Origin of the sequence: Salibacter halophilus, assembly GCF_008806325.1 — a bacterium.
Taxonomy (GTDB): Bacteria; Bacteroidota; Bacteroidia; order Flavobacteriales_G; family Salibacteraceae; genus Salibacter; species Salibacter halophilus.
This window is the reverse complement of record NZ_WACR01000006.1, coordinates 210,079-232,333: the sequence shown is the minus strand read 5'-3', so window position 1 is coordinate 232,333 and position 22,255 is coordinate 210,079. Positions and strand designations below refer to the sequence as shown.

Genomic DNA, 22,255 nt, shown 5'->3' with positions numbered 1-22,255 from the left:
AATTTGGTATTTTGCGCATTATGAGAATGTACACACTACTTACCTGGTTCTTCGTCTTACTGTTTTATAACGGCTTTTCTCAAAACTTTACAGAGCAAGAACGGGAAGATCACTTAGCTGTACAGTTTATGAATAAGGCTCCATACATCATTGAGGGAACTGTCATTGAAAGCGAGTGCTACAAGAAAAATATGCTTATCAGTTCTTCTAATCTAATCCAGATCGACAAAATATTTTTTAAGAACGACTCTGTCCTCAATAAGATAAACTGCGGAACAATTGAAATTCTCACTAAAGGTGGTGAAGTTAACGGAAACATAGCTGTTGTTACACCAGGCCCTAGTGGACCATTACCTCCAGATGGTAGAGCTATCTTTTTATTGTGGCCTTCTACTATTGAAGGTTTACGAAGCGGATTAGATAATGAATTAGACTTGCGTTTACCTGTGGGTAAATCAACTATAAGTGTTAATTCAGACTATGAGGAAAACGGGCTTCCAGCAGCCGGTGGGCTCTACCAGGTATTTGACACTCATGAAGAAATGTACAACTACATTGATAGTTTAGGATTTAGCAACATCAATTGCCATCCAAAAGTTAATTAACCACTCTTTTTCTCTTGATTAATAAGGCTCTTCAAGTATTTTATTTCCTCTTTCAGAAAGTCAATCTGGCTTTTATATGCCTCAACTAGCTTTTCAGAATCTGAACGGTAGGTAAAGCTATCATCATGTGCATTTCCAAAATTATTGAATACCGTTTTCTCATCAAAAGACAGGAGTTCTTCTATCGAAACCCCAAGCGTCTCACTTATAACCGAAAGCTTATCAAGTGATACAGAAACCTCATCACGCTCAATCCTGCTGTAACCTGACACTGTCATATCAAGCTTATCAGCAAGATGCTCTTGAGAAAGACTTTTCAACTCTCTTATTTTCCTGATCTTATTTCCTACCTTTATTGTTTGGGTCATTTTCCTGTTTCTTTCGTGACAGCCAAAATTACACAAAGTTGTGAATTACAACTCCCAGTTTACATTTTCAACATTTAAACCACACATCCTCAACTATTTTTATTAAACTTTGTCCTGAACAAATTTTTAGGCACAATTTTTTCATTAACACTAAAAACTTGCATTATGAAAAAGCTAACATTACTTACAACAGTTTTAATCTTGTTTTTCCTTAATGGTTTTTCTCAACTTCAGCAATGGGAAGATTATATAGCTCAACAAGCCATGAATAATGCTCCCTATATCATTGAAGGAACAGTTATTGAAGGAGAAAGCTATAAAACTGATGAAAACCTTATCGTTTCTTCAAACCTCATTCAAATTGATAAAATCTTTTATGGTGATGATATTCCATCAGAAGAAATTCGATGTGGAAGAATTGAAGTTATCACAAAAGGCGGTGAAATTGATGGTGATATAGCAGTCGTTACACCTGGACCAAGTGGTCCTTTATCGCCAGACCTAAGAGCTATATTCCTGCTATACCCTTCTGATTTCAATGGTATTAGAAGCGGCTTGGAAAACGAAATAGATTTACATTTGGGAACAGGGACTTCTGCAATCACAATAAATGAAGAGTATGAAGAAAATGGCCTCCCTGCTGCTGGGGGACTTTACAAGGTATTTGACAATCATAAAGAACTGTATAGCTACATTGACAGTTTAGGATTCAATCACACCAATTGCACTCCTTCTATTCAAAACAAAGCTCCAATAGACCCTGAAAGACTTCAAAAAGTCAAAGAATCAATTGAAGAAGGAGCAAATGAATTAAATTACGAACAGAAAAAAAGAAATTACAGGGAAAGGCAGGAGTATATTGAAAAAGCCCTGGACTCAGTTAAAAGCCAGGGGGCTATCAGGTCATCTGAATCACTCGACATCACTTACGAGAATCCGAGAATGACAGGAAACAACCCATCCTATCTCGAGTTTGACCTCATGATCAAAGGAAACTCAAACAACACCTATCTCGACAACTCTCCTGTTTGGTTTGAGTACAACTCCAATGCTTTTGGTACTCAAATTGCCGCCAATAATAAAATCAATATAACGCTTGGGCCAGATTTTGACCCAGGAGTTTACAGTGCCTCTTCACAAATTGGACCTATAGACACAGTAATTTCAGGCAAAAATGTTGTAATCTTACCTTTTGGCTTAGATATGTCAAATGGCCCTTTTAACAGAACGCAAATAACAACTTCGAAAAAACTTATGATGACTGTGAAAATGCAAATAGCAAATTGCAATGAAAGTTCACAGATAGATTCAATCGGTATTTACAATACTCAAATAGTCTCATCTTACTCAAACTCTCAAACAGGATCTCCAGATTTCTTGAGTTATGACAATATCAGCTATACTCCCGGCATAAAAGAAACACTTTGTGTCCCTGAAATCACTTCTTTTACTCCATCCACAATCAGTGCGGGAAACGGGAAAATCCTCACAGTAAACGGCAACTTTTTTGGACAGTCCCGCGGAACCGGGCAAATCCAGTTAAAAAACTCTGACAGAGGCGGCACTTATGATATTACAGCGTTTGACGCTTATGACTATATCAGTTGGTCAGATAATCAAATTAAAATCATGTTACCTCAATTAGTAGATACCCTAAAATCATTTAATCCGATACTCCCTGATAAACCATATCATCCGGGAAGCGGACCTGTGACTATAAAAAACAGGTACGGGTTTTCTGAAACGAGCATAACTCCACTAACAATAAAATACGCTATTAAAAACCTGAGACGCCCTGCCTTTGGTCAACTCAGTGATAAAAAAAAGTTTGATCTCGCGAATGCTAATGATGGAGGGTCATATACATTTCACCTTCATCCAAGTGTTCGCAATAACCCCGATGCTGTAAAATGTATTGAAAAAGCTATAAAAGATTGGAACTGTGCAACAGGTGTAAATTTCAAAATCGGAAGTGACACTAACATTAGTAGCAGCAATCAGGATGGTGTTTCCATGATCTATTTTAATTCAAATACTGTGCAGCCAGGTGAGGTAGCAATAGCAGAGACGACTGTCCAAAGCCCTACTTTTTGCACCGGGCAAGATACTTTTTACATGTTTGCTGGTGAAATGGATATTCAACTGTATGAAAACCTCTCTCATATTTCCCCTGGAGCTTCATGGATGTACGACACAACAATGACGGTAAATAAGCAGCAGGGTCAAGCTGACTTTTATGCCGTAATCGCCCACGAACTGGGCCATGCTCATTTACTCTCTCATGTCAATGATCCACAGGAGTTATTGTGGTGGAAAGATGATGTAACTCAAACAGTCCCTGCAAACCAAAGAAGAGGTGTACAATGGAGTCTTTACACTGTAGAAGGCGGACAGGAAGTTGTACAATCTGCAACTGAAGCGAGCTTCAATGAAAACACGTGTGATGTCGGTTACTTTGAAGCTGTTTATCCTGATAATTGCAGTTCAACAGGCTATCAAAAGCTCAGCCGTAAAAAGTCAGGTTTTTCTGTTTTCCCAAACCCAACATCTCAAAACCTCAATATCCAGATTAAAAACGACAAATTGAAAAGCGGTAAGTTGATTTTAACTGATGTTTCAGGAAGAGAGGTAAAACGGACAAATATAAATAGAGGCAGGTTAACTTTACCTGTAAAGGATATGGTCCCCGGCTTGTACGTTTTGACGATTCAAAACAATTCAGTTCTTGAATCAAAAAAGGTAGTTATCAGGTAGGTTAGTTTAATGAGGGGAGCACAATAAAAACGGGGAGCAAAAGTTTTTGCTCCCCGTTTTTAGTTTATTCAACATTTTCACCTAAAATAATCACCTTTGCCCCATGAACTATTTATCGGTTGAGAACCTGAGCAAGCGCTATGGAGAAAAGCTGCTTTTTGAAAATATTTCCTTTGGTATTGATAAGGGACAAAAAGTGGCTCTTGTAGCCCGTAACGGAACAGGAAAGTCGAGTTTGCTCAATGTGTTAGCCGGCAATGAAGCGCCCGAGACAGGATCAGTGGTTTACCGAAACGATTTACGCGTATCATTCCTTCCCCAGGAACCGCAGTTTGAAAGTGGCCAAACCGTTCTCGACACCTTATTTTCAAGCGATCATGAGTTGGTGCAAGTGATCAAAGAATATCAGCGGAGCATGGAAGAGGAAGACACCGAAGCCATGCAAAGTGCTTTTGAAAAACTCGACAGACTCAATGGCTGGGACTTTGAAGTCCGTGCGCGACAAATTTTCACGAAACTCAAAACCGGTAAACTCAATCAAAAAGTAGATACGCTCTCAGGTGGTCAGTTGAAGCGTTTGGCTCTTGCTCACGTACTCATTGACGAGCCTGATTTACTGATCCTCGATGAGCCCACCAACCACCTGGATTTAACAATGATCGAATGGCTCGAAGAATTTTTAGGGCAATCACACATGACGCTTTTCATGGTTACGCACGACCGCTACTTCCTGGACCGAATTTGCAACGAGATCATTGAAATTGACCAGGGAACGCTCTACAAATACAAAGGAAACTATTCTTACTTTTTGCAAAAGCGAAATGAACGTTACCAGGTTCAGGCCAGTGAAGTGGAAAAAAGCCAGAACCTTTTGCGCAAGGAACTCGACTGGATGCGCAGGCAGCCAAAAGCCCGCGGAACAAAGTCGAAATCACGCATCGATTCGTTTTACGATCTCAAGGATAAAGCATCTCAAAAAGCATCGGAAGATAAGATCAAGCTCACCACGAATATGGAGCGCCTGGGAAGTAAGATCCTGGAGCTTCACAACATCAAAAAGCAGTATGATGACAATGTGTTGATCGATGGACTCAATCACAAGTTTGCAAGACGTGAGCGCATAGGGATTGTTGGGCCAAACGGTGCCGGGAAATCCACCTTGCTCAACATGATCATGGGACTTGAAAAGCCGACAGGCGGAAAAATAGTGGTGGGCGAAACAGTGAAATTCGGCTATTACCATCAAAGCGGAATAAAGTTCAAGCCTGGTCAGCGCGTGATTGAGGCTGTCACTGAAATCGCTGAGTTCATCCCAACACCCAAAGGAAGTGATATCAGCGCAGCGCAACTGCTCGAGCGATTCCTCTTCCCGCGCAGCATGCACTACAACCACATTGAAAAGCTGAGTGGCGGTGAAAAACGCAGACTCTACCTCCTTCAGGTGCTCATGAAAAATCCGAATTTCCTCATCCTCGATGAACCCACAAACGACCTCGACATCCTCACGCTCAACGTGCTAGAGGATTACCTTGTCGATTTCCAGGGTTGCTTGCTCATCGTGACGCACGACCGCTATTTCATGGATAAATTAGTGGATCACCTGTTCGTGTTTGAAGGTAATGGTCAGATCCGTGACTACCCCGGCAATTACTCCCAGTACCGGAAACAGAGTGCTCGCGAAGAGGCACAAAAAAAGAAAGAAGAGAATAAGCAGGCCAGTTCCACCGGCTCTGACCGAAAAGAAAAACGCGACAAGCCACCTCAGGAAAAGAAAAAGCTGAGCTACAAAGAAAAACGCGAATTTGAACAACTGACGGAGGAAATTGAAAAGTTAGAAACGGAAAAGGCAGAACTCTCCGAGGCGATGAACAGCGGCTCACTGGAACACGATGAGTTGCGCAAAAAGGGAGAACGCCTCGAAGAAATCATGAGTGATCTCGAAGAGAAAGAAATGCGCTGGCTCGAACTTTCAGAGTACGTTTAGCAAGATCCGCCAAAAATATTTTGCTTGTAATTGTAGAGCTCAAAAGCCTCTTTCAACAGTTCTTCGCGGTGATTTGGATGTGCGATATCGATCATGGCATTGATGCGCTGGTGAATGTTTTTTCCGTAGAGATTTGCGACTCCATATTCCGTAATAATGTAATGCGCGTGTGCTCTTGTCGTCACAACTCCGGCCGCTTTCTTAGGGAATGGAGAAATTCGGCTTACCCCTTTGTTCGTTTGACTGGGCAAGGCAATAATAGGCTTGCCTCCTTCAGACAAGCTCGCTCCACGCATGAAATCCATTTGACCGCCAACACCACTATAAATCCTGTTTCCTATGGAGTCGGCACAAACTTGTCCTGTGAAATCGACTTCAATGGCACTGTTGATAGCAACTGTATTTTTATTGCGTTTAATCTTCCCAACGTTGTTCACATACTGAATATCGAGCATATTTACCTCGGGATTGTCATCCATGAAGTCGTAAAGTCTGCGAGTCCCCATTGCAAATCCACCCACAATTTTACCGGTGTCGCGGTGCTTCGCTTTTCCGGTAATCACACCCCTTTCAACGAGGTCGAGGATTCCGTCAGAGAACATTTCTGTGTGAATTCCCAGGTCGCGATGGTTTTCCATAGCTTTCAGAGCCGCATTTGGAATAGCCCCTATTCCCATTTGAAGGCAGGACTCGTCCTCAACCAAACTGGCCACATGCTGCCCGATTCGCATTTCAACATCATTGGGTTCATGAGCCGGCATCTCGTGAATAGGATAATCTACCTCTACAAAACTGTCTAGTTTACTGATATGAACCAGGCCATCACCATGTGTCCGCGGCATTTGCGGATTGATTTGTGCAATCACGTGCTTAGCCGAATCGATTGCTGCTTTTGATGCATCTACTGAAACACCTAGCGAGCAATAGCCATGTTTATCAGGAGTAGAAACCTGGATAAGCGCCACATCCAACGGCATAATTCCTCTCCTGAACATAAGCGGAACTTCACTCAAAAAAACCGGAACATACGATCCGTTTCCTTCTACTAGAGTATATCGCGAATTACCTCCCACAAAAAGGTTATTGGTTTTAAAGCTATCTCTCAGCTCAGGTGCTGTATGTGGTGCTTTTCCTTCAATGTGAAGATGAACCATTTCAACATCTCGCAATTCAGGTGCTCGCTCAACAAGTGCATCGAGCAAAACATCAGGTGCTGCAGCAACGCTGTGAACAAATACACGATCGTGACTTTTAACTACCTGAACAGCTTTTTGGGGTAATACAGATTCGTACATCTCTTTGAGTTTTGGCAAAAGTAGATTGCCTTTAAAGGTAAAAAAATGATAGAGGTCAGCTATTGTAAATAACGGAGAAAGTAAACTCAAATTTCTTTCCTTTGTTACCTGATTGAACTTAAAAACGACAATTATGCTCTGCATAAAACATTATAGCACTGACCCGTACTTTAACATCGCAACAGACGAGTATATTTTCAAGCACATTAAAGAGGACTGCTTCATGTTGTGGCGAAATGATAACGCCATTATCATCGGGAAGCACCAAAATGCAAACGCTGAAATTAATGCTGAATACGTCAAAGAAAAAGGCATAAAAGTAGTACGCAGGCTTTCAGGTGGTGGAGCTGTTTATCACGACCTGGGTAATCTCAACTTTTCTTTTACCAGGACAAGTGAAGACGGCCACGATATGGTAGACTTCAGGCGTTATACAAAGCCTATTCTCGAAGTTCTTCAGAATCTTGGAGTGAAAAATGCGAAATTTGAGGGACGCAATGACCTCACAATAGATGGGCGAAAGTTTTCAGGAAACGCGGAGCACGTCTTCAAAAACAAGGTTCTTCACCACGGAACATTGCTTTTCTCCTCTGAAATGCGCGATGTGAGTGGCGCTCTGAAAGTGAACCCGCTCAAGTACAAAGACAGAGCAGTGAAGTCAGTACCAAAACGCGTGACCAACATCAGCGACCATCTCGATGAAAAAATCAGCTTAGACGAGTTCACGGACAAAATAATGGAGCACATTCTCGAAAGTTATGACAATGCCCGCATGTATGAATTCACTGATGAGGATTTGGCTGCAATTGAAAAGATCAAAGAGGAAAAGTACAGCCAGTGGGAGTGGAACTTTGGTTATTCGCCAGATTACAACTTCAAGCAGGGAGTGAAAAGTGATGGCGGACTCATCGAAATGAACATGAACGTTTCAAAAGGAACGATTAAAGACGTAAAAATACAGGGCGATTTCTTTCACCTCCGCGACATCGACCCAATCGAGAGAGCTCTGGAAGGTATCAGGCACGATGAAAAAGCGATTCGTGAAATATTGAACCAATTCAATTTTGAGGAATATTTTAAAGGTGTGAGCGAAGACGATCTCGTTGCAGCAATGTTCTGATGGAAAAAACCGATCAACAAATCGAGGCGTTTTTTGATTCTGAAGGCGATTCTCCCTTGAGCGCCTGCCTGAATGAACTCGAAACGCTTCCTTCAACTGCTCACATGAGTAAAGCTTTTTGTGTGCTCAGTGCCTTTGATCTTTTGGCTCAGTTTTACCGGGGTGAACTCAAAAAAGGTCAATCTGCAAAGCGACTCAAAAAGTACTGGGATAAATACACTAACCTGAATAACAGCCAGCTCGAGTTGTTGTATCAATTTAGGAATGCTGTAATACACTCGTTTGGTCAGCATGCTTTTGACAAGCGAACGAAACGCGAATTCCGCTTTTTGATTGATAATGGTCAGAGCCCAACTATCACGAGCAAAACCAAAACAGTTGTCACCGTCAACATGGAAAAACTCGAAGAGCTGCTTGGATTATCCATTTCAGCTTATCGCGAGGATCTGACCGATAAAAAGCGCTTGCGTGAAAACTTCTACACCGTTTACAGGCGAATTGGCATTTTATTCGACTCTGGTCCAAACAGTGGTGCGACCGAGGAGTGAAATCCCTAAGTACCCGCGAACTTTGAGTTTGTTGTCCCCTTCTAAACTCATCTCACAAGAGTAAGTATCACCAGATTCGGGATCGTAAATTTCTCCGTCTTCCCACATCTCATCATCAGCATCGTACTCAAATTCACGGAGAAGCTCCAATCCTTTTAGTGGCCTGCTGCGCATATCTTCTTCAGGGTTGTTTTTATCGACTTTTGGCTTACCTTCTTCGTTGAGCGGCTCTTTTAACCACACAATTTTGCCGTAATACTCACCATCCTTTTTGTAAATTTCAACGTGTGATTTCCCGTTCTTCGTTTCCCATTTACCTAATACTGCATCAGCATTTTGGGCGAATAATGAAGTTGAGAATAAGACTGCTACAGCTATTAATATCGCTTTCATGAATTGTAAATTTCGTTCTTAATTGAATTGTTAAATTTAAAACACATTTATAAAACGGGCTAATCTTTTTGGTAAATTGCAATGCTGGTGACATTTATTCTCTCTATCGGAAAGTAATTTCGTCTCTGGCAAAATCCAAAAAAGAATCCTCAGCGTAAGTATGCTGAATTCTACTTTAGAAATTTTTAAACCAATTCGTTATGAAAAAACAACAAGTATTAAAATCTGCAGCGTTAGCAGTGGGAACTGTAGCTGTTGGGTCGTTTAATGCCAACGCGGCAAATTTGTTCGAAACATCAGACCTGGGCTCTGGTGCTGAATTGAGAAATGAGCTTTTAGCTAAAAATCATTCTTCAGTCAATACGCTTTTCAACAATAGTGAAGTTGAATTAAAATGCGGAGAAGGAAAGTGTGGCGAAGGTAAATGCGGTGGCGAAAAAAGCAAAAAAGCTGATGCTAAGGACAGTAAATCTTCAGAGCACAAGTGTGGCGAAAAGAGCAAAAAAGCCAGCGCCAAGGACAGCAAATCGTCAGAACACAAATGCGGAGAAGGCAAATGTGGTGGTGATAAAAAAGATGCCAAAAAATCAGATGAGAGTAAATCATCTGAACATAAATGTGGCGAAGGAAAATGCGGTGGTCATTAAGATAACCTTTTCATAGTTGATACAGGGTCACCACATTTTTGTGGTGGCCCTTTTAATCTGTTTATGACAAACGATGACGACATATTAGTTGGATTAGGATTCAGGCGGTCTATTGCTGATGAAACCATTCAGATGAAAGGCAGTTCTCCAAACTTTGTAGAAATTGCTCCTGAAAACTGGATGGGAATGGGAGGCTACTGGCGCAGTAAATTACACGAAGCAGCTGAACGATTCCCCATTACAGCTCACGGGCTATCACTTTCAATTGGCAGTCCTGACGAACTCGACTTTGAATTTGTGAAGGAGCTCAAAAAGTTCCTCGATGAATTCAACATCGATATTTATTCTGAACACCTGAGCTACAGCAAATGCGACAATGCTCATATTTATGACTTGTTGCCTATTCCTTTCAGGGAAGATGCCGTGAAGCACATTTCCAAACGCATCAAAACAGTACAGGATATTTTGGAGCGCCCGCTCATTTTGGAAAACGTGAGTTATTACACGCCCGTAGCAGCCAAAATGCGCGAAGAAGAATTTATTTCTTCAATTGTAAAAGAAAGCGGCTGCAATTTACTGCTCGATGTCAACAATGTTTATGTCAACGCATTCAATCACGACTACAACGCAAAAGACTTTATCAAAAATCTTCCTCTCGACCAGGTAGCTTACATGCACATGGCAGGTCACGAAAAGGTTGAAAAGGATTTGATTATCGACACCCACGGCCAACCGATTATCGATCCGGTTTACGATTTGTTCAACTATACGCTGGATCTGACCGAACCGGTTCCTGTTTTGTTAGAACGCGATTTCAATTTTCCTGAGATGGAAGAGCTTCAGGGAGAAATGACCAACCTCAAAAAGATCATGAACCAAAAATGGAATAAGGCTTATGTCGTTGACGAATGAAACAAAAGACATACAGAGCAAGCTCGCTGAGTACGCCCGCACAGGTTCTAAAAAAGAGATTGAAGGCGCACGTGACGACCGGTTGCATCACTACCGCAGGTTGGTTTACAATGTCGTAAAAGGTGTTTTAGATCAAGGATTCCCGATTGCGAAAGAAATCATGGGTGAAGAACGATGGGATGACCTGGTTTTTGATTTTTTCAAACGTCACAAATGCCAGGAAAACGAGGTTTGGAAAATGCCATCAGAGCTCGTTGAGTTTGTTGACAAAACAAATTACCAGGAATCCATTGGGCTCCCATATTTACCAGAACTTTTGCTTTTTGAATGGCTCGAGATTCAGGTTCACGGTATGCAAGATGTAGCCTTACCCAACACTCAGGAATTTGGATCTGACCTTGACGAAGCGTTGGTACTCAACCCTTATTTAGAAATCGCTCAGTTTCAATATCCGGTACACCTGAGAAGTGCGAGTGAAATGGAAGCCAATAAAGGACATTATTACCTGCTCATCTATCGCGAATTAGATAGCCATTTGGTGAAATTTATGAACCTGACAGGTTTTACAGCTATTTTATTGGACACTCTTGGTCAGAGCCCAAAAACCCTCCGCCATGCCCTAAATGAAATGGGGCAATCTCTCGGAATGGAAATCACCCATGAAATAGAGCAAAAAGCTATCGAGTTCATAGAAAAGATGGTAGAAAAAGGTGTTGTTTTGGGCGTGAAATAATTTTTCTGTTTTTCACTTTACAATATCCTTTTAAAAATACTATTATTTTTGAATAAATCATATCACTTGTGCAACCAATAGTAGAAGACCAAAAACAGGAGTTATCAAGGCTATGTCAAAAATATGACGTGGAATTTATGTATCTATTTGGGTCCGCAACATCAGCAAATGACTTTAAAGACTCAAGCGATATAGATATACTCATTTCCTTTAAGCCAAACATCTCTGTTGCAAAATACACTGACAATTACTTTGACCTTCACAATGAACTTGAAGATCTGTTTAATAGAAAAGTTGATTTAATTACTGAAAACTCTCTATCAAACCCTTACTTCATTAAGAGCATCAACAAAACAAGAACGCTACTCTATGCAGCATAAAGTTGCTAAATACCTTCATGACATTTGGGAATCAATTAACTCTATTGAAGAATTTCTCAAAGACAATCGTGACTTCTCTCATTATCAACAAAACAAACTTCTTAGAAGAGGGGTTGAGCGTGAGCTTGAAATATAGGAGAAGCAACAAATCGAGTATTAAAATACAACCCTGAAATAGAAATTTCCCAAGCACGTAGGATTGTAGATTTAAGAAACTGGATAATTCATGGTTACGATAGTGTTGATAATGTGATTATTTGGGGAATTCTCTCTAGAGATATTCCAGAACTAAAAAAGCAAATTGAAGTGTTGTTAAACGACTACTGAAATGTTTTTCATTCCTGATTCCCTGTTCTTAACTATTTACCTTTGCTCTCATGAACACCTCACAACTCAAGTCGTTTAGCGGACTCTACACTGATTTTTATCAGCTCACTATGGCGCAGGTGTATTTCAAAAAGCAGAAACATCTCGCCACAGCAACCTTCGACTATTTCTTCAGGAAAAACCCATTTGAGTCGGGGTTTACGGTTTTTTGCGGACTAGAAGACTTAATCGATGAGATTGAAAATTTTCAGTTCGATGAATCGGCAATTGAGTTCCTGCAAAATCACGGATTCGAAGAAGATTTCCTTTCCTTTTTGCGAAAATTCGAATTCACAGGTTCTATCTACAGCATGCAGGAAGGGGAAATCGTCTTTCCCAACGAACCAGTGTTGCGGGTTGAAGCAAACCTAATTGAGGCTCAACTGATCGAAACATTATTGCTCAATATCCTCAACTACGAATCTCTAATCGCTACAAAAACGGCCAGAGTTGTATTAGCAGCCAAAGGCCGAGCCGTTAGTGACTTTGGAATGCGAAGAGCCCAGGGACTTGGCAGTATTCACGGTAGCAGAGCCGCAATAATAGGCGGAGCATCATCAACCAGCAATGTTTACAGTGGAAAACTTTTCAACCTCCCTGTGGCCGGAACAATGGCTCACTCATTTATCCAAAGCTATGAGGACGAACACGAAGCATTCAAAGCTTACAGCGATGTCTTTCCTGAGAACTCAATCATGCTTATTGACACCTACGACTCCTTAAAATCCGGAATTCAAAATGCGATTAAAGTTGCACGCGAAATGCAATTGCGTGGGCAGCACCTCGTAGGGATAAGGCTCGATAGTGGCGATCTGGCCTACCTGAGCAAGAAAGTGCGTAAAATGCTCGATGATGCTGATCTCAAAAATGTCAAAATCGTAGTCTCCAACCAGCTCGATGAACACCTCATTAAAAGCCTGCTCGATCAGGGTGCACCAATCGACATGTTTGGTGTTGGCACCAATTTGATAACGGGAAAACCAAATGCAGCGCTCGATGGCGTTTACAAGTTGAGTTCTGTCGATGGTCAGAACCGAATGAAGCTCTCAGACAATGCCGAAAAACTGACGCTTCCCGGAGCTAAACACGTCATGCGCCTCTACAGTGAAGATAATTTGTTTTACGGTGATGTCGTACTCAAAACCGAAGAGCCGGCTGCTTTTAAAGTCGTTCACCCGTCAGATCCATCAAAACATTTCGATGCAGGAAACTTCAGGCAAGAACACCTTTTCCAATTAGTAGTGAAAAACGGGAGCCGAACTGCCGAGAAAAAGAGTGTTAGAGAAATCAAGCAAACTGTACAGTACAGACTTGAGCAACTTCCAGATGAACACAAACGATTCGAAAACCCACATGTTTACAAAGTTGGACTGAGTGAAAAACTCAAGCGTGAGCGCGATCAACTCAAGTCACGTTATGAAAGTCAGTTTTAATTTAAACAAGCTGTTCAACAACACGTATTTTGACACATGAAAACCGCTTTGCTAATCGTAGATATTCAAAATGATTTTTGTCCGGGAGGCTCACTCGAAGTAAAAGACGGAGATACAATCATTCAGGCTGTCAATGAGCTTGCCGGCTCTGACAGTTACGATATTGTAGTTGCTACACAAGATTGGCACCCTGCAAATCACGGCAGCTTTGCCTCGCAACACGGTGCTGAGCCTTTTTCAAATGGCAAACTCGATGGAGAGAATCAAATTTTTTGGCCAGATCACTGCATTCAGAACTCTGAAGGAGCAAACTTTCACCCAGATTTAAATACTGCACCTGTAAAAGCAATTTTCAGGAAAGGCATGGATGAACTGGTCGATAGTTACAGTGGCTTTTTTGACAACAAGAGAAAACGAGATACAGGCTTGCGTCATTACCTTTCTGGACTCGGAATAGAAGAAGTTCACGTTTGCGGGTTGGCGGCAGATGTTTGCGTGAAATCCACAGCATCTGACAGTTTGGATTTAGGGTTCAAAACTATCTTGATTGAAGACTGCACGAAAGCGATAAATGACGGTGATTTTGAAAAATTTATCGAACTTTTTCAATCAAAAGGTGGTATAGTGACAAACAAAAAGAATATTATTGGCGTTTGATAACCGCCTTATTGTTATGCTTTTTTACAAGAAATTTGAAATAGATCCCAATGCAGATTGGGTAGTGTTTGTCCACGGTGCCGGAGGAAGCTCTGCCGTTTGGCACAAGCAAATCAAGCCTTTCAAGAGCGCTTACAATTTGTTACTGATCGACTTGCGCGGTCACGGAAAATCTGCCGAGACTGAAGACTGGGCTAAGAAAACATATTCTTTCAGTGCGATTGCTGAGGATGTCATCAATGTTCTGGATCATCTTCAAATTGAAAAAGCTCACTTTGTAGGTGTTTCACTCGGAACCATCATCATCAGGCAAATTGCCGATATGCGTGAAAGCCTCGTGAAATCGATGATCCTAACAGGAGCCATCAGCAGACTCAATTTCAAATCGCAGTTTTTCGTAAACATGGGAAATGCCTTCAAACGTATTGTCCCTTACATGTGGCTTTACAAACTTTTTGCCTGGGTGATCATGCCTTACAAAACACATACTGAATCACGCATCACGTTTGTGAATGAAGCCAAAAAGCTCTGTCAAAAAGAATTTCTACGCTGGTTCAAACTAACAGCACAAGTCAACCCGATTTTGCGTTACCTGGAAGAAAAGCACATGCATATTCCAACTCTCTACATCATGGGAAGCGAAGATCACATGTTTTTAGGTCCGGTTGCTGAGTTGGTTAAACGCGGGAAAATGGAGTTTTTGCACATTATTGAAAAATGCGGACATGTGGTAAACATCGAACGTTCTGCTGAATTCAACGAGTACTCGCTCAACTGGTTAGCACAAAAAGCTGAAGGTGTTCGTTATTTGAAGTAAATAACAAACACCCCCTACTTTGTTACACGTTTTCACAAAAACAACCCCCACTCTGTTACAAGATTTGCTAGAATTCACCCCCACTTTGTGCATAGACGAAAAATAAAGCGCTCACAACAAGTCACTTACAAGAAAAGCACTTCTTTTTTACTTTTCCCCGTAAATAATGGCTGTCCACACACTTATTTTGTTGTTTTCTAAGCGCGTCCAAATGGGCCTGACCATGCCGTCTTGAGCTGAAATGTTATTGTAGTCACCGAAGAAAACGCCCTTTTTAGGGGTAAAAGGTGATTCACTTATTTTTTGGTTTTTCCACGTTTTGCCGCCATCTTTTGAAACAGCCATGTAAACATCCGTTTTGTTGTCCTGATGGTTACGCCTGTCGTAAAAAATGCTGTACAAGTAGCCGGTTGAGTTGTCTACATCAAGCCAGGTGAGAAACTGATGGGCCGCAACATTGTCGTCATTGATTCGAACAGGATCTGACCATGTTTTGCCGCTATCGGCAGATGAGATAATCCAAACATCGGTATCGTCTTCACCGTTTCGCTGGTCAGTCCAGGTTACGTAAACTGTTCCGCGATTTGGCCCTTCGCTTCTATCTACAACTGTTACAGGAAAACCGTTGCAGCGCATAATACCAGGTATTTCCTGGGACCAGCCTCCCGGTTGTTGCGCGATTACTTTATCATTTTCGAGCCAGTTTTTTCCGCCATCGAGGGAGCGATCAAACCAAATTTTGTTGTCATAAGACCAGGCAACGTAAACTTCTTCGTTCAAACCCCAGGCCGGCACAGCTCCTTCAGTCGTGTTGTCGTCATCGAGGCAATCGCCCAGGTTATCGCTGATAGTTACAGGCTTTGACCACCAACGACCATTGCTCCACGATTTTGAAAATAAAATGCGTGAGTGATCTGCTGTGTCTTTGCTACCGTAATCGTCAAACTCTGTCCATGTGCATATGAGGTTATTTGAGTTTGGATGAACATCGGCCCATTCCTTATCCTGATCTTTTGGATGATTCTCACCAATATCCCAACCTCGATTCCAGGACTCTCCGCCATTCTTTGATCGCTGTACTACAATCCGATCGAGTATTTCTTCGCTGTCCCAGTTTTCTCCTGTTGGATCTGACAGGTGGAAAAAGAAAAAATGTCCTTTTTCGTTGGCAATTATCACCGGGTCTCCCCAAACTCCGTAGCGCGATTCGAGTTTGTCATTTACCCATGTTCTGCCACCGTCTTTAGAGTAATAAACGTTGTTGATATTCGCTCCGGCCACCACGATATTCGTGTCTTTTGGAGAAATAAAGATAGATGGTTCTTCTGGTCCGCCAGCTGATGGACCTTCATGAATTTTAATGTTTTTATAAGGTTGAGCCGCGAGAAAGTTGGCTACAAATAAAAAAGCAAAAATGAGTTTAATACGCATTGATAATATATTTTAGTTCACTGAGCATCATTGCTGTGGCTCCCCAAACACGATGTCCGTAAACATCAAAATAAGGAGCTTTAATTTTTTGATTAATCGAAGAAGCCAATACTTCTCCATTTTTACAACACGAGTCATCGAGGAGCAAAGAAATTGGAAGTTCAATAACTTCCTCCACTTCTCTTGGATCGAGTTGCCAGGTTGGTTTATTTTGATAAATCCCAACAACGGGATTCACCAAAAACCGACTTGGCGGAATATATAATTCGCTCAATTCACCAATTATCTCAACCGAATTATGTTCTACTCCAACTTCTTCATTGGCTTCGCGAAGTGCTGTGTGGAAATGATCGGTATCGGTTTTTTCAACTTTTCCACCGGGGAAGCTGACCTGAGCACTGTGCGTGCCATTGTAGGAGGAACGTTTCATGAGGAGTACATGTGGCTCTGACCATTTGTGAAAAAAGAGCACTAATACAGCACTTTTTCTCGGACTGGGATCTTTTGCAAGTGCCTCTTCTTTTCGGCTGCGGTTGTAAGGAGCCATGATGAGCTGGCTCTGCTCTCCCGGTAACGGATTACTGAGCTTAGCTGAAATTGATGAAACAAATTCCTGAAATGATAAATCCATATTTAAGCTACGAGAATTTCGCTCAATTGTAACAAATCAGAATTGAGAGCTTTTGTTTTTTCGATGGAATCGCGGAATGAAGTGAGCTCTACTTTATTGTTTATTTCTCCTGCCATCATATTCCTTTCCCCTTTGAGTAAAGCTTCAACAGCATGATGACCCAATCGGCTCGCTAAAATGCGATCACGGCAGGTTGGAGAACCTCCCCGCTGCAAGTGACCCAAAATCGTTGAACGAACATCATATTGAGGATATTCTTTCCTGATCACTTTCTCGAGTTCTATAGCTCCCCCGGCTTCATCGCCTTCAGCCACCACAACGATATTCGAATAAATTTTGTGCTGCGATTTTTCATCTAAAAACTGCATGAGCCTGGGAAGATCATCACGTTGCTCAGGAAGCATGACTGCTTCTCCACCTCCAGCCACACATCCGTTCAAAGCGATGAAACCACTATCGCGCCCCATTACTTCTACCAAAAAAAGCCTGTTATGTGAAGCTGCTGTTTCACGGATTTGATCAATCGCTTTTACCACCGTATTACAGGCCGTATCAAATCCAATTGTATAATCTGTTCCAAACAAATCATTATCGATAGTACCCGGGCAACCAATTGTTGGAATCCCAAATTCTTCTTCAAAATAGAGAGCACCTGTAAAAGTGCCGTTTCCGCCAATCGCGACTAAAGCATCTATGCCGTGCTTTTTACAGTTATCGTAAGCTTGTTGACGACCTTCTTTTGTTTTGAACTCCGGGCATCGAGAAGATCTGAGAATTGTTCCCCCGCGTTGAATGATTCCGGCTACATCCAAACTTGTAAGTGTTTCAAAATAACCGGCAACCATTCCCCGGTAACCTTCCTTTATTCCGATGACCTCAACATCATGCTTGTGAGCTGTCCGCACTACAGCCCTCACACAGGCATTCATTCCCGGAGAATCTCCGCCCGATGTAAATACACCAATCTTATTGATTTGCTTCATTTCTGTGATATTTTACCAGTTCGTCAATCGGTTTTTGAACAGCTTTGTCGAGCTGAAAGCCGTATTCATTGAGAACTTCACTCAAAATTTTCCTATTGTAAAATGCTACTGATCCTATACTTCTTACCGATGAACTAAAGTTTTTATAATGACCCAACTGTCTTGATACAAACTCCTCAAAACTACTTTTCACGATTGATTGAACATATTCAGAACCATCTTGCTGCGCAACAAAACCAGCCAACATGGCGAGTTCAAAATTGGGTTTACTGCTGGCATAAACGCGCTCTATCAAAGACTGAGTATCTGTAAACTTTTCAAAAGCTGCTTTTTCTGCTCGAGGCATTTCACGGTAAAAATAGCCCTGAACGAGAAGCTTTGCAATATGCGTGGCGCTTCCCTCATCGCCCATGTAGTAGCCGAGCGATTTAACATTGTCGACAATTTGATTCCCGTCAAATAAACAGGAGTTTGAACCTGTTCCCAAAATCACTGTTATTCCACGGTCAGAGCCGCACGTAGCGCGAGCAGCTCCCATCAAATCGTGATCAACTACCACTTTTCCGGCATTTCGAAAAACAGACTGAAGAGCACTTTCAACCTTTTTAATATTCTCTTTTGCGCTACAGGCAGTACCGTAAAAATAGATTTCAGATACGTTTTCAGCAATTTCACGGGGAATTGCTTTTTTTCCAATATCCTGAAGCTCAATCAGCGTTCTCACGCGTGGATTCATACCCTCAGAAACATACCGTTCCTCTGTATTATCATCAAAAACAACCCAGTCTGATTTTGTTGAACCGCTATCGACAACAGCAATTTTTCCCATAAAAACGAAAGTAGCGAATTGATTTGTGATATTACTTTGAGAAATGTTTATTTAATTAGTCGTGTTCAGATATCAATCAATTAGCTAATTTGCCAACTGCTAGCTATGAAAAGAAAATACATCAATCCGGAAACGCTTGTAATTGCTATAACATTTATAGCCCTTGGATTCATCTTTTGGCAAGTGATGACAAGACTGAACACTTTCCAAAAAAACCATGACTCACTCGATCAACAATTAGAGAATGTTTACTCTCTTGAAAATTTCCAAAACTCTCTAACACCTTTAACAACAATACACTACACAGACACAGCAAAAATCAAAAAGTTAGCCAGGCAATTCGTTAATGACCAATCTCTAGCATCCATCCCCGATCGATTATCGGTTGATACATCTAACCTCGCCTTTATATCTGAAAAACAGAACAGGGAAGTTTACCTGTCAAACCTGGATACGCTATCAACTAACCTGAGACTCGTGAGCAGCGCTCTTCAGGTTCTGACCAATGAAGAGCTCTCAGGATCTGACCAAATGATTGCTCTTGATCAAATTGCACGTGAAAAAACATCAATGATTCACAAGCAAAAAGAGCTCAAGTCTATTCTTAAGGATGAGAGCGAGAAAATGCACGATTCATTGTGGAACCTGCTGACTGTTTCATTTATAGCTACATTGGGGTTGTTGATTATCGTCATTGTTTGGATTTCAAGAAAATTGAGCAACAGAACCGATAAGTTGAGAACTATACAGGATGAACTTACGCACCTCAAAACTGAATTGGGTGATGAAAAGCAAGCTCACAAAAAAACGGAGAAGAGAGTGCGTTTCCTCGATCAAAAGTTGACGAATGTTTACAATAGCCTCAGCGAACAAAATGAAGAGTTATCGAGATCGAGACAGGAAACTTCAATTTATGTCAATGCCGTGATACAGGTTTTGACACCAACTGTAAAAGCTCTTTCTGAAAAAGTTAAGTCCATTTCTCAGGGGAATGAGAAGGGAAAAGAGATTTCTTCTTTTAAATCTCGGGTTGAACAATTGAAAGAGACGCTGAAAAAACTTAAAAATCTCGATCTTGAGCCTTCAGAGACTGAGCTTGAAAACATTTACCTAGCAACAATACTGGGCGAGATCATCGAAGAGAATAAACACGAAATAGATTCATTTGAAGTGCTTGATGAATTGCCTACTGCTCAAATTTCAACAGTTCAGTTTTACACCTGTTTCACGAATATCATTCATTTTATACTGAATGAATACGAACACCGTGAACCGGGATCAATCAAAATAAGATGTAGCCTTGTTGAAACAGAGTTGTTGCGTTTTATCATTGAGGTACCATCAGGGAAAACCGATACAACTAACAATCTTACCAGGGTACGCACACTCGATGATGGTAAAAAGATACCTCAGCTCTCGATCGCACAAAGGTTAGCAACCAAGCAGGGCGGTAGTTTTGAAGAGCCAGTGATTTCAAATAACAAACTCATTATTTCCTTCACCTGGCAGTCGCCAAAAATCATTTTTTAGAGTTGAAGTAGTCGTAAACTACTTTTCCTTTGCTCTCGCCAACTACAAACTGCAATTGGCTCAAAGAGGCTTTTTTCACTTGCTTTACTGATTTAAATTCACGAAGTAATTCCTGGGCTGTTTTTTCTCCAATCCCTTTTATTCTTTCAAGCTCAGATCCAACAGCAGCTTTACTGCGCTTGTTCCTGTGGAATGTGATACCAAAACGGTGAGCTTCGTTTCTCAAGTTTTGAATCACTTTTAATGTCTCTGATCGCTTATCGAGAAAGATGGGAATAGAATCTCCCGGGAAAAATATTTCTTCGAGTTTTTTGGCAATCCCCACAATGGTCAATTCCTTTTCAATCCCCAGTCTTTTCAATGCTTTCACAGATGCACTTAGCTGACCTTTTCCACCATCAATAACAATCAATTGCGGAAGCTTTTCGCCTTCATCTAACAATCGCCTGTAACGCCTGTAAACAGCTTCTTCCATCGAAGCAAAGTCATTAGGGCCTTCAACTGTTTTGATGTTGAAATGCCTGTAATCTCTTTTACTCGGTTTGCCATCTTTAAAAACAACACAGGCCGATACCGGAAAAGAGCCCTGAAAATTGGAGTTATCAAAACATTCGATGTGGCGAGGCTCTTCTGTCATGCGCAAATCCTTTTTCATTTGAGCCATCAGGCGTTTTACGTGCCTGTCAGGATCTACGCGTTCAATTTGCTTGTGCCTGTCCTTCATGTAATACCGCGCGTTTTTCCTACTCAAATCAACGAGTTTCTTTTTGTCACCTCGCTGCGGAACGTGGATCTGAACATTGGGAATTTCCAGCTCTAGCGGTTCAGATACATAAATATCTCGTGAAGTACTTTTGAATCGCTCACGCATTGAACCGATTATGAGTTCCAGCATCTCTGCCGGTGACTCATCCAATTTGCGTTTCACCTCAACCGTGTGGCTCTGAATAATAGCACCACTATTGATTTTCATGAAATTGACATAGCCGAAGTCACCATCTGAAATGATGGAAAAAACATCTACATTGTGAATTCTGGGGTTTACAACCGTTGAACGCGATTGGTACTTTTCTAATATTTCGATTCGTTTTTTGGTTTCCTGAGCAAGTTCAAATTCCAGATTTTGAGCATGTTCCTCCATCTGATCTTCGAGATGACCAATCACATTTTTAATATCTCCTTTAATGATTTGCCTAATGTGTGAAATGCTTTTGTTGTAGTCTTCTTCGCTCTGCTTGTTTTCGCAAGGACCAAGACAATTACCAATGTGATATTCCAAACAAATACGAAACTTACCTGACTTGATATTATCCTCAGTGAGATTCAACGAGCAAGTACGCGTTTTGTACATGCGGTGAATGAGATCCAAAATAGTGCGCATCATCCTCACTGATGCGTATGGCCCGTAATATTCAGAACCGTCTTTAATGACGTTCCGTGTGGCAAAAACTCGCGGAAAAGGCTCATTTTTAATGCAAATAAACGGATACGTTTTATCATCACGCAATTGAATGTTGTAGCGTGGCTGGTGCTTTTTGATTAGAGAGTTTTCCAGCAAAAGAGCATCGTACTCAGTATCTACCACGATGTAATCAACTGCATCAATTTTCCTTACCAAAAGCAGCGTTTTACCGCTGTCATAGCGGTTTTTATTGAAATAAGACGAAACTCTGTTTTTCAGCTTTTTTGCTTTGCCCACATAAATGATTTTACCATTTGCATCAAAAAACTGGTAAACCCCCGGTTTTTGAGGTAAATTTTCAAGCGTTCGTTTTATTTTATCCGTTTTGTTCATTTTTTATTTCGGTCAGAACCATTCCTAATCAATCTCGTTGTTTA

At 41.3% G+C, this 22,255-nt stretch carries 23 protein-coding genes; 15 read left to right on the top strand and 8 right to left on the bottom strand.

Annotation, left to right across the window (positions count from 1 at the left end; all coding sequences use genetic code 11):
• Nucleotides 1-11 precede the first annotated feature (11 nt).
• On the top strand, nt 12-605 hold the full coding sequence (locus F3059_RS08545) for a hypothetical protein (RefSeq protein ID WP_151168215.1): 594 nt from the start codon (nt 12-14) through the stop codon (nt 603-605).
• On the opposite strand, the gene F3059_RS08540 is transcribed toward F3059_RS08545, so the two are convergent.
• Nucleotides 602-973, bottom strand: a complete 372-nt coding sequence (locus F3059_RS08540) for a helix-turn-helix domain-containing protein (protein ID WP_151168213.1) — start codon at nt 971-973, stop codon at nt 602-604. The genes F3059_RS08545 and F3059_RS08540 overlap by 4 nt on opposite strands.
• Nucleotides 974-1,138: 165 nt before the next feature.
• On the opposite strand from F3059_RS08540, the gene F3059_RS08535 reads away from it, so the two are divergent.
• Nucleotides 1,139-3,727 (top strand): T9SS type A sorting domain-containing protein, encoded by a 2,589-nt coding sequence (locus F3059_RS08535; protein ID WP_151168211.1) that lies wholly within the window; start codon nt 1,139-1,141, stop codon nt 3,725-3,727.
• A 103-nt stretch (nt 3,728-3,830) separates the two neighbouring features.
• On the top strand, nt 3,831-5,711 hold the full coding sequence (locus F3059_RS08530; protein ID WP_151168209.1) for an ABC-F family ATP-binding cassette domain-containing protein: 1,881 nt from the start codon (nt 3,831-3,833) through the stop codon (nt 5,709-5,711).
• Here F3059_RS08530 and F3059_RS08525 read toward each other — a convergent pair.
• Nucleotides 5,708-7,006, bottom strand: coding sequence for an acetyl-CoA hydrolase/transferase family protein (locus F3059_RS08525; RefSeq protein ID WP_151168207.1), 1,299 nt, complete (start codon nt 7,004-7,006; stop codon nt 5,708-5,710). The two genes, F3059_RS08530 and F3059_RS08525, sit on opposite strands and share 4 nt — an antisense overlap.
• Nucleotides 7,007-7,139: 133 nt before the next feature.
• On the opposite strand from F3059_RS08525, the gene F3059_RS08520 reads away from it, so the two are divergent.
• Together F3059_RS08520 and F3059_RS08515 are read left to right on the top strand one after the other, a co-directional pair.
• Nucleotides 7,140-8,126, top strand: coding sequence for a lipoate--protein ligase (locus F3059_RS08520; RefSeq protein WP_151168205.1), 987 nt, complete (start codon nt 7,140-7,142; stop codon nt 8,124-8,126).
• Complete coding sequence (locus F3059_RS08515) at nt 8,126-8,674, top strand: hypothetical protein (RefSeq protein ID WP_151168203.1); 549 nt, start codon at nt 8,126-8,128, stop codon at nt 8,672-8,674. The genes F3059_RS08520 and F3059_RS08515 overlap by 1 nt, the downstream gene beginning before the upstream one ends.
• Here the strand turns inward: F3059_RS08515 and F3059_RS08510 are convergent.
• Nucleotides 8,633-9,067, bottom strand: a complete 435-nt coding sequence (locus F3059_RS08510) for a DUF2147 domain-containing protein (protein ID WP_151168201.1) — start codon at nt 9,065-9,067, stop codon at nt 8,633-8,635. The genes F3059_RS08515 and F3059_RS08510 overlap by 42 nt on opposite strands.
• A 200-nt stretch (nt 9,068-9,267) precedes the next feature.
• Between F3059_RS08510 and F3059_RS08505 the strand changes: the two genes are divergently transcribed.
• From F3059_RS08505 to F3059_RS08470, 9 genes are all read left to right on the top strand, one after another.
• Nucleotides 9,268-9,714 carry an HvfA family oxazolone/thioamide-modified RiPP metallophore gene (locus F3059_RS08505; protein ID WP_151168200.1) on the top strand — a complete coding sequence of 149 codons (447 nt, stop codon included), beginning with the start codon at nt 9,268-9,270 and terminating at the stop codon, nt 9,712-9,714.
• 63 nt (nt 9,715-9,777) lie between these two features.
• Nucleotides 9,778-10,626: an HvfB family MNIO-type RiPP peptide maturase gene (locus F3059_RS08500; protein ID WP_151168198.1), complete on the top strand. Its 849-nt coding sequence runs from the start codon at nt 9,778-9,780 to the stop codon at nt 10,624-10,626.
• The gene (locus tag F3059_RS08495; protein WP_151168196.1) at nt 10,610-11,359 is read left to right on the top strand and encodes an HvfC family RiPP maturation protein; all 750 of its coding nucleotides are present in this window, start codon (nt 10,610-10,612) and stop codon (nt 11,357-11,359) included. Before F3059_RS08500 ends, F3059_RS08495 begins: the two co-directional genes overlap by 17 nt.
• Nucleotides 11,360-11,427: 68 nt before the next feature.
• Entirely contained in the window at nt 11,428-11,739 is a 312-nt protein-coding gene (locus F3059_RS08490) for a nucleotidyltransferase family protein (RefSeq protein ID WP_151168194.1), read from the top strand.
• Entirely contained in the window at nt 11,729-11,875 is a 147-nt protein-coding gene (locus F3059_RS13790) for a ribonuclease HepT family protein (protein ID WP_223274580.1), read from the top strand. Before F3059_RS08490 ends, F3059_RS13790 begins: the two co-directional genes overlap by 11 nt.
• Entirely contained in the window at nt 11,872-12,066 is a 195-nt protein-coding gene (locus F3059_RS13875; RefSeq protein WP_394349549.1) for a HepT-like ribonuclease domain-containing protein, read from the top strand. The genes F3059_RS13790 and F3059_RS13875 overlap by 4 nt, the downstream gene beginning before the upstream one ends.
• Before the next feature lie 50 nt (nt 12,067-12,116).
• Nucleotides 12,117-13,538 carry a nicotinate phosphoribosyltransferase gene (locus F3059_RS08480; RefSeq protein WP_151168192.1) on the top strand — a complete coding sequence of 474 codons (1,422 nt, stop codon included), beginning with the start codon at nt 12,117-12,119 and terminating at the stop codon, nt 13,536-13,538.
• A gap of 36 nt (nt 13,539-13,574) precedes the next feature.
• Nucleotides 13,575-14,195 carry a bifunctional nicotinamidase/pyrazinamidase gene (gene pncA / locus F3059_RS08475; protein WP_151168190.1) on the top strand — a complete coding sequence of 207 codons (621 nt, stop codon included), beginning with the start codon at nt 13,575-13,577 and terminating at the stop codon, nt 14,193-14,195.
• Nucleotides 14,185-15,012, top strand: a complete 828-nt coding sequence (locus F3059_RS08470; protein WP_317132362.1) for an alpha/beta fold hydrolase — start codon at nt 14,185-14,187, stop codon at nt 15,010-15,012. Before pncA ends, F3059_RS08470 begins: the two co-directional genes overlap by 11 nt.
• 147 nt (nt 15,013-15,159) lie before the next feature.
• On the opposite strand, the gene F3059_RS08465 is transcribed toward F3059_RS08470, so the two are convergent.
• Genes F3059_RS08465 through F3059_RS08450 form a run of 4 tightly spaced genes read right to left on the bottom strand, consistent with a single transcriptional unit; the run spans nt 15,160 to nt 18,886 of the window.
• Entirely contained in the window at nt 15,160-16,443 is a 1,284-nt protein-coding gene (locus F3059_RS08465) for a sialidase family protein (RefSeq protein WP_151168188.1), read from the bottom strand.
• Nucleotides 16,433-17,074, bottom strand: a complete 642-nt coding sequence (locus tag F3059_RS08460) for an NUDIX hydrolase (RefSeq protein ID WP_151168186.1) — start codon at nt 17,072-17,074, stop codon at nt 16,433-16,435. Before F3059_RS08460 ends, F3059_RS08465 begins: the two co-directional genes overlap by 11 nt.
• A gap of 2 nt (nt 17,075-17,076) precedes the next feature.
• Nucleotides 17,077-18,057, bottom strand: coding sequence for a 6-phosphofructokinase (pfkA, locus tag F3059_RS08455; RefSeq protein WP_223274579.1), 981 nt, complete (start codon nt 18,055-18,057; stop codon nt 17,077-17,079).
• A complete protein-coding gene (locus F3059_RS08450) occupies nt 18,041-18,886 on the bottom strand; it encodes a BadF/BadG/BcrA/BcrD ATPase family protein (protein ID WP_151168184.1) in 846 nt (281 codons plus the stop codon). Before F3059_RS08450 ends, pfkA begins: the two co-directional genes overlap by 17 nt.
• 105 nt (nt 18,887-18,991) lie before the next feature.
• Here F3059_RS08450 and F3059_RS08445 point away from each other — a divergent pair, with 105 nt between their 5' ends.
• Nucleotides 18,992-20,416, top strand: a complete 1,425-nt coding sequence (locus F3059_RS08445; protein WP_151168182.1) for a hypothetical protein — start codon at nt 18,992-18,994, stop codon at nt 20,414-20,416.
• On the opposite strand, the gene uvrC is transcribed toward F3059_RS08445, so the two are convergent.
• On the bottom strand, nt 20,406-22,211 hold the full coding sequence (gene uvrC / locus F3059_RS08440; RefSeq protein ID WP_151168180.1) for an excinuclease ABC subunit UvrC: 1,806 nt from the start codon (nt 22,209-22,211) through the stop codon (nt 20,406-20,408). The two genes, F3059_RS08445 and uvrC, sit on opposite strands and share 11 nt — an antisense overlap.
• Nucleotides 22,212-22,255 lie beyond the last annotated feature (44 nt).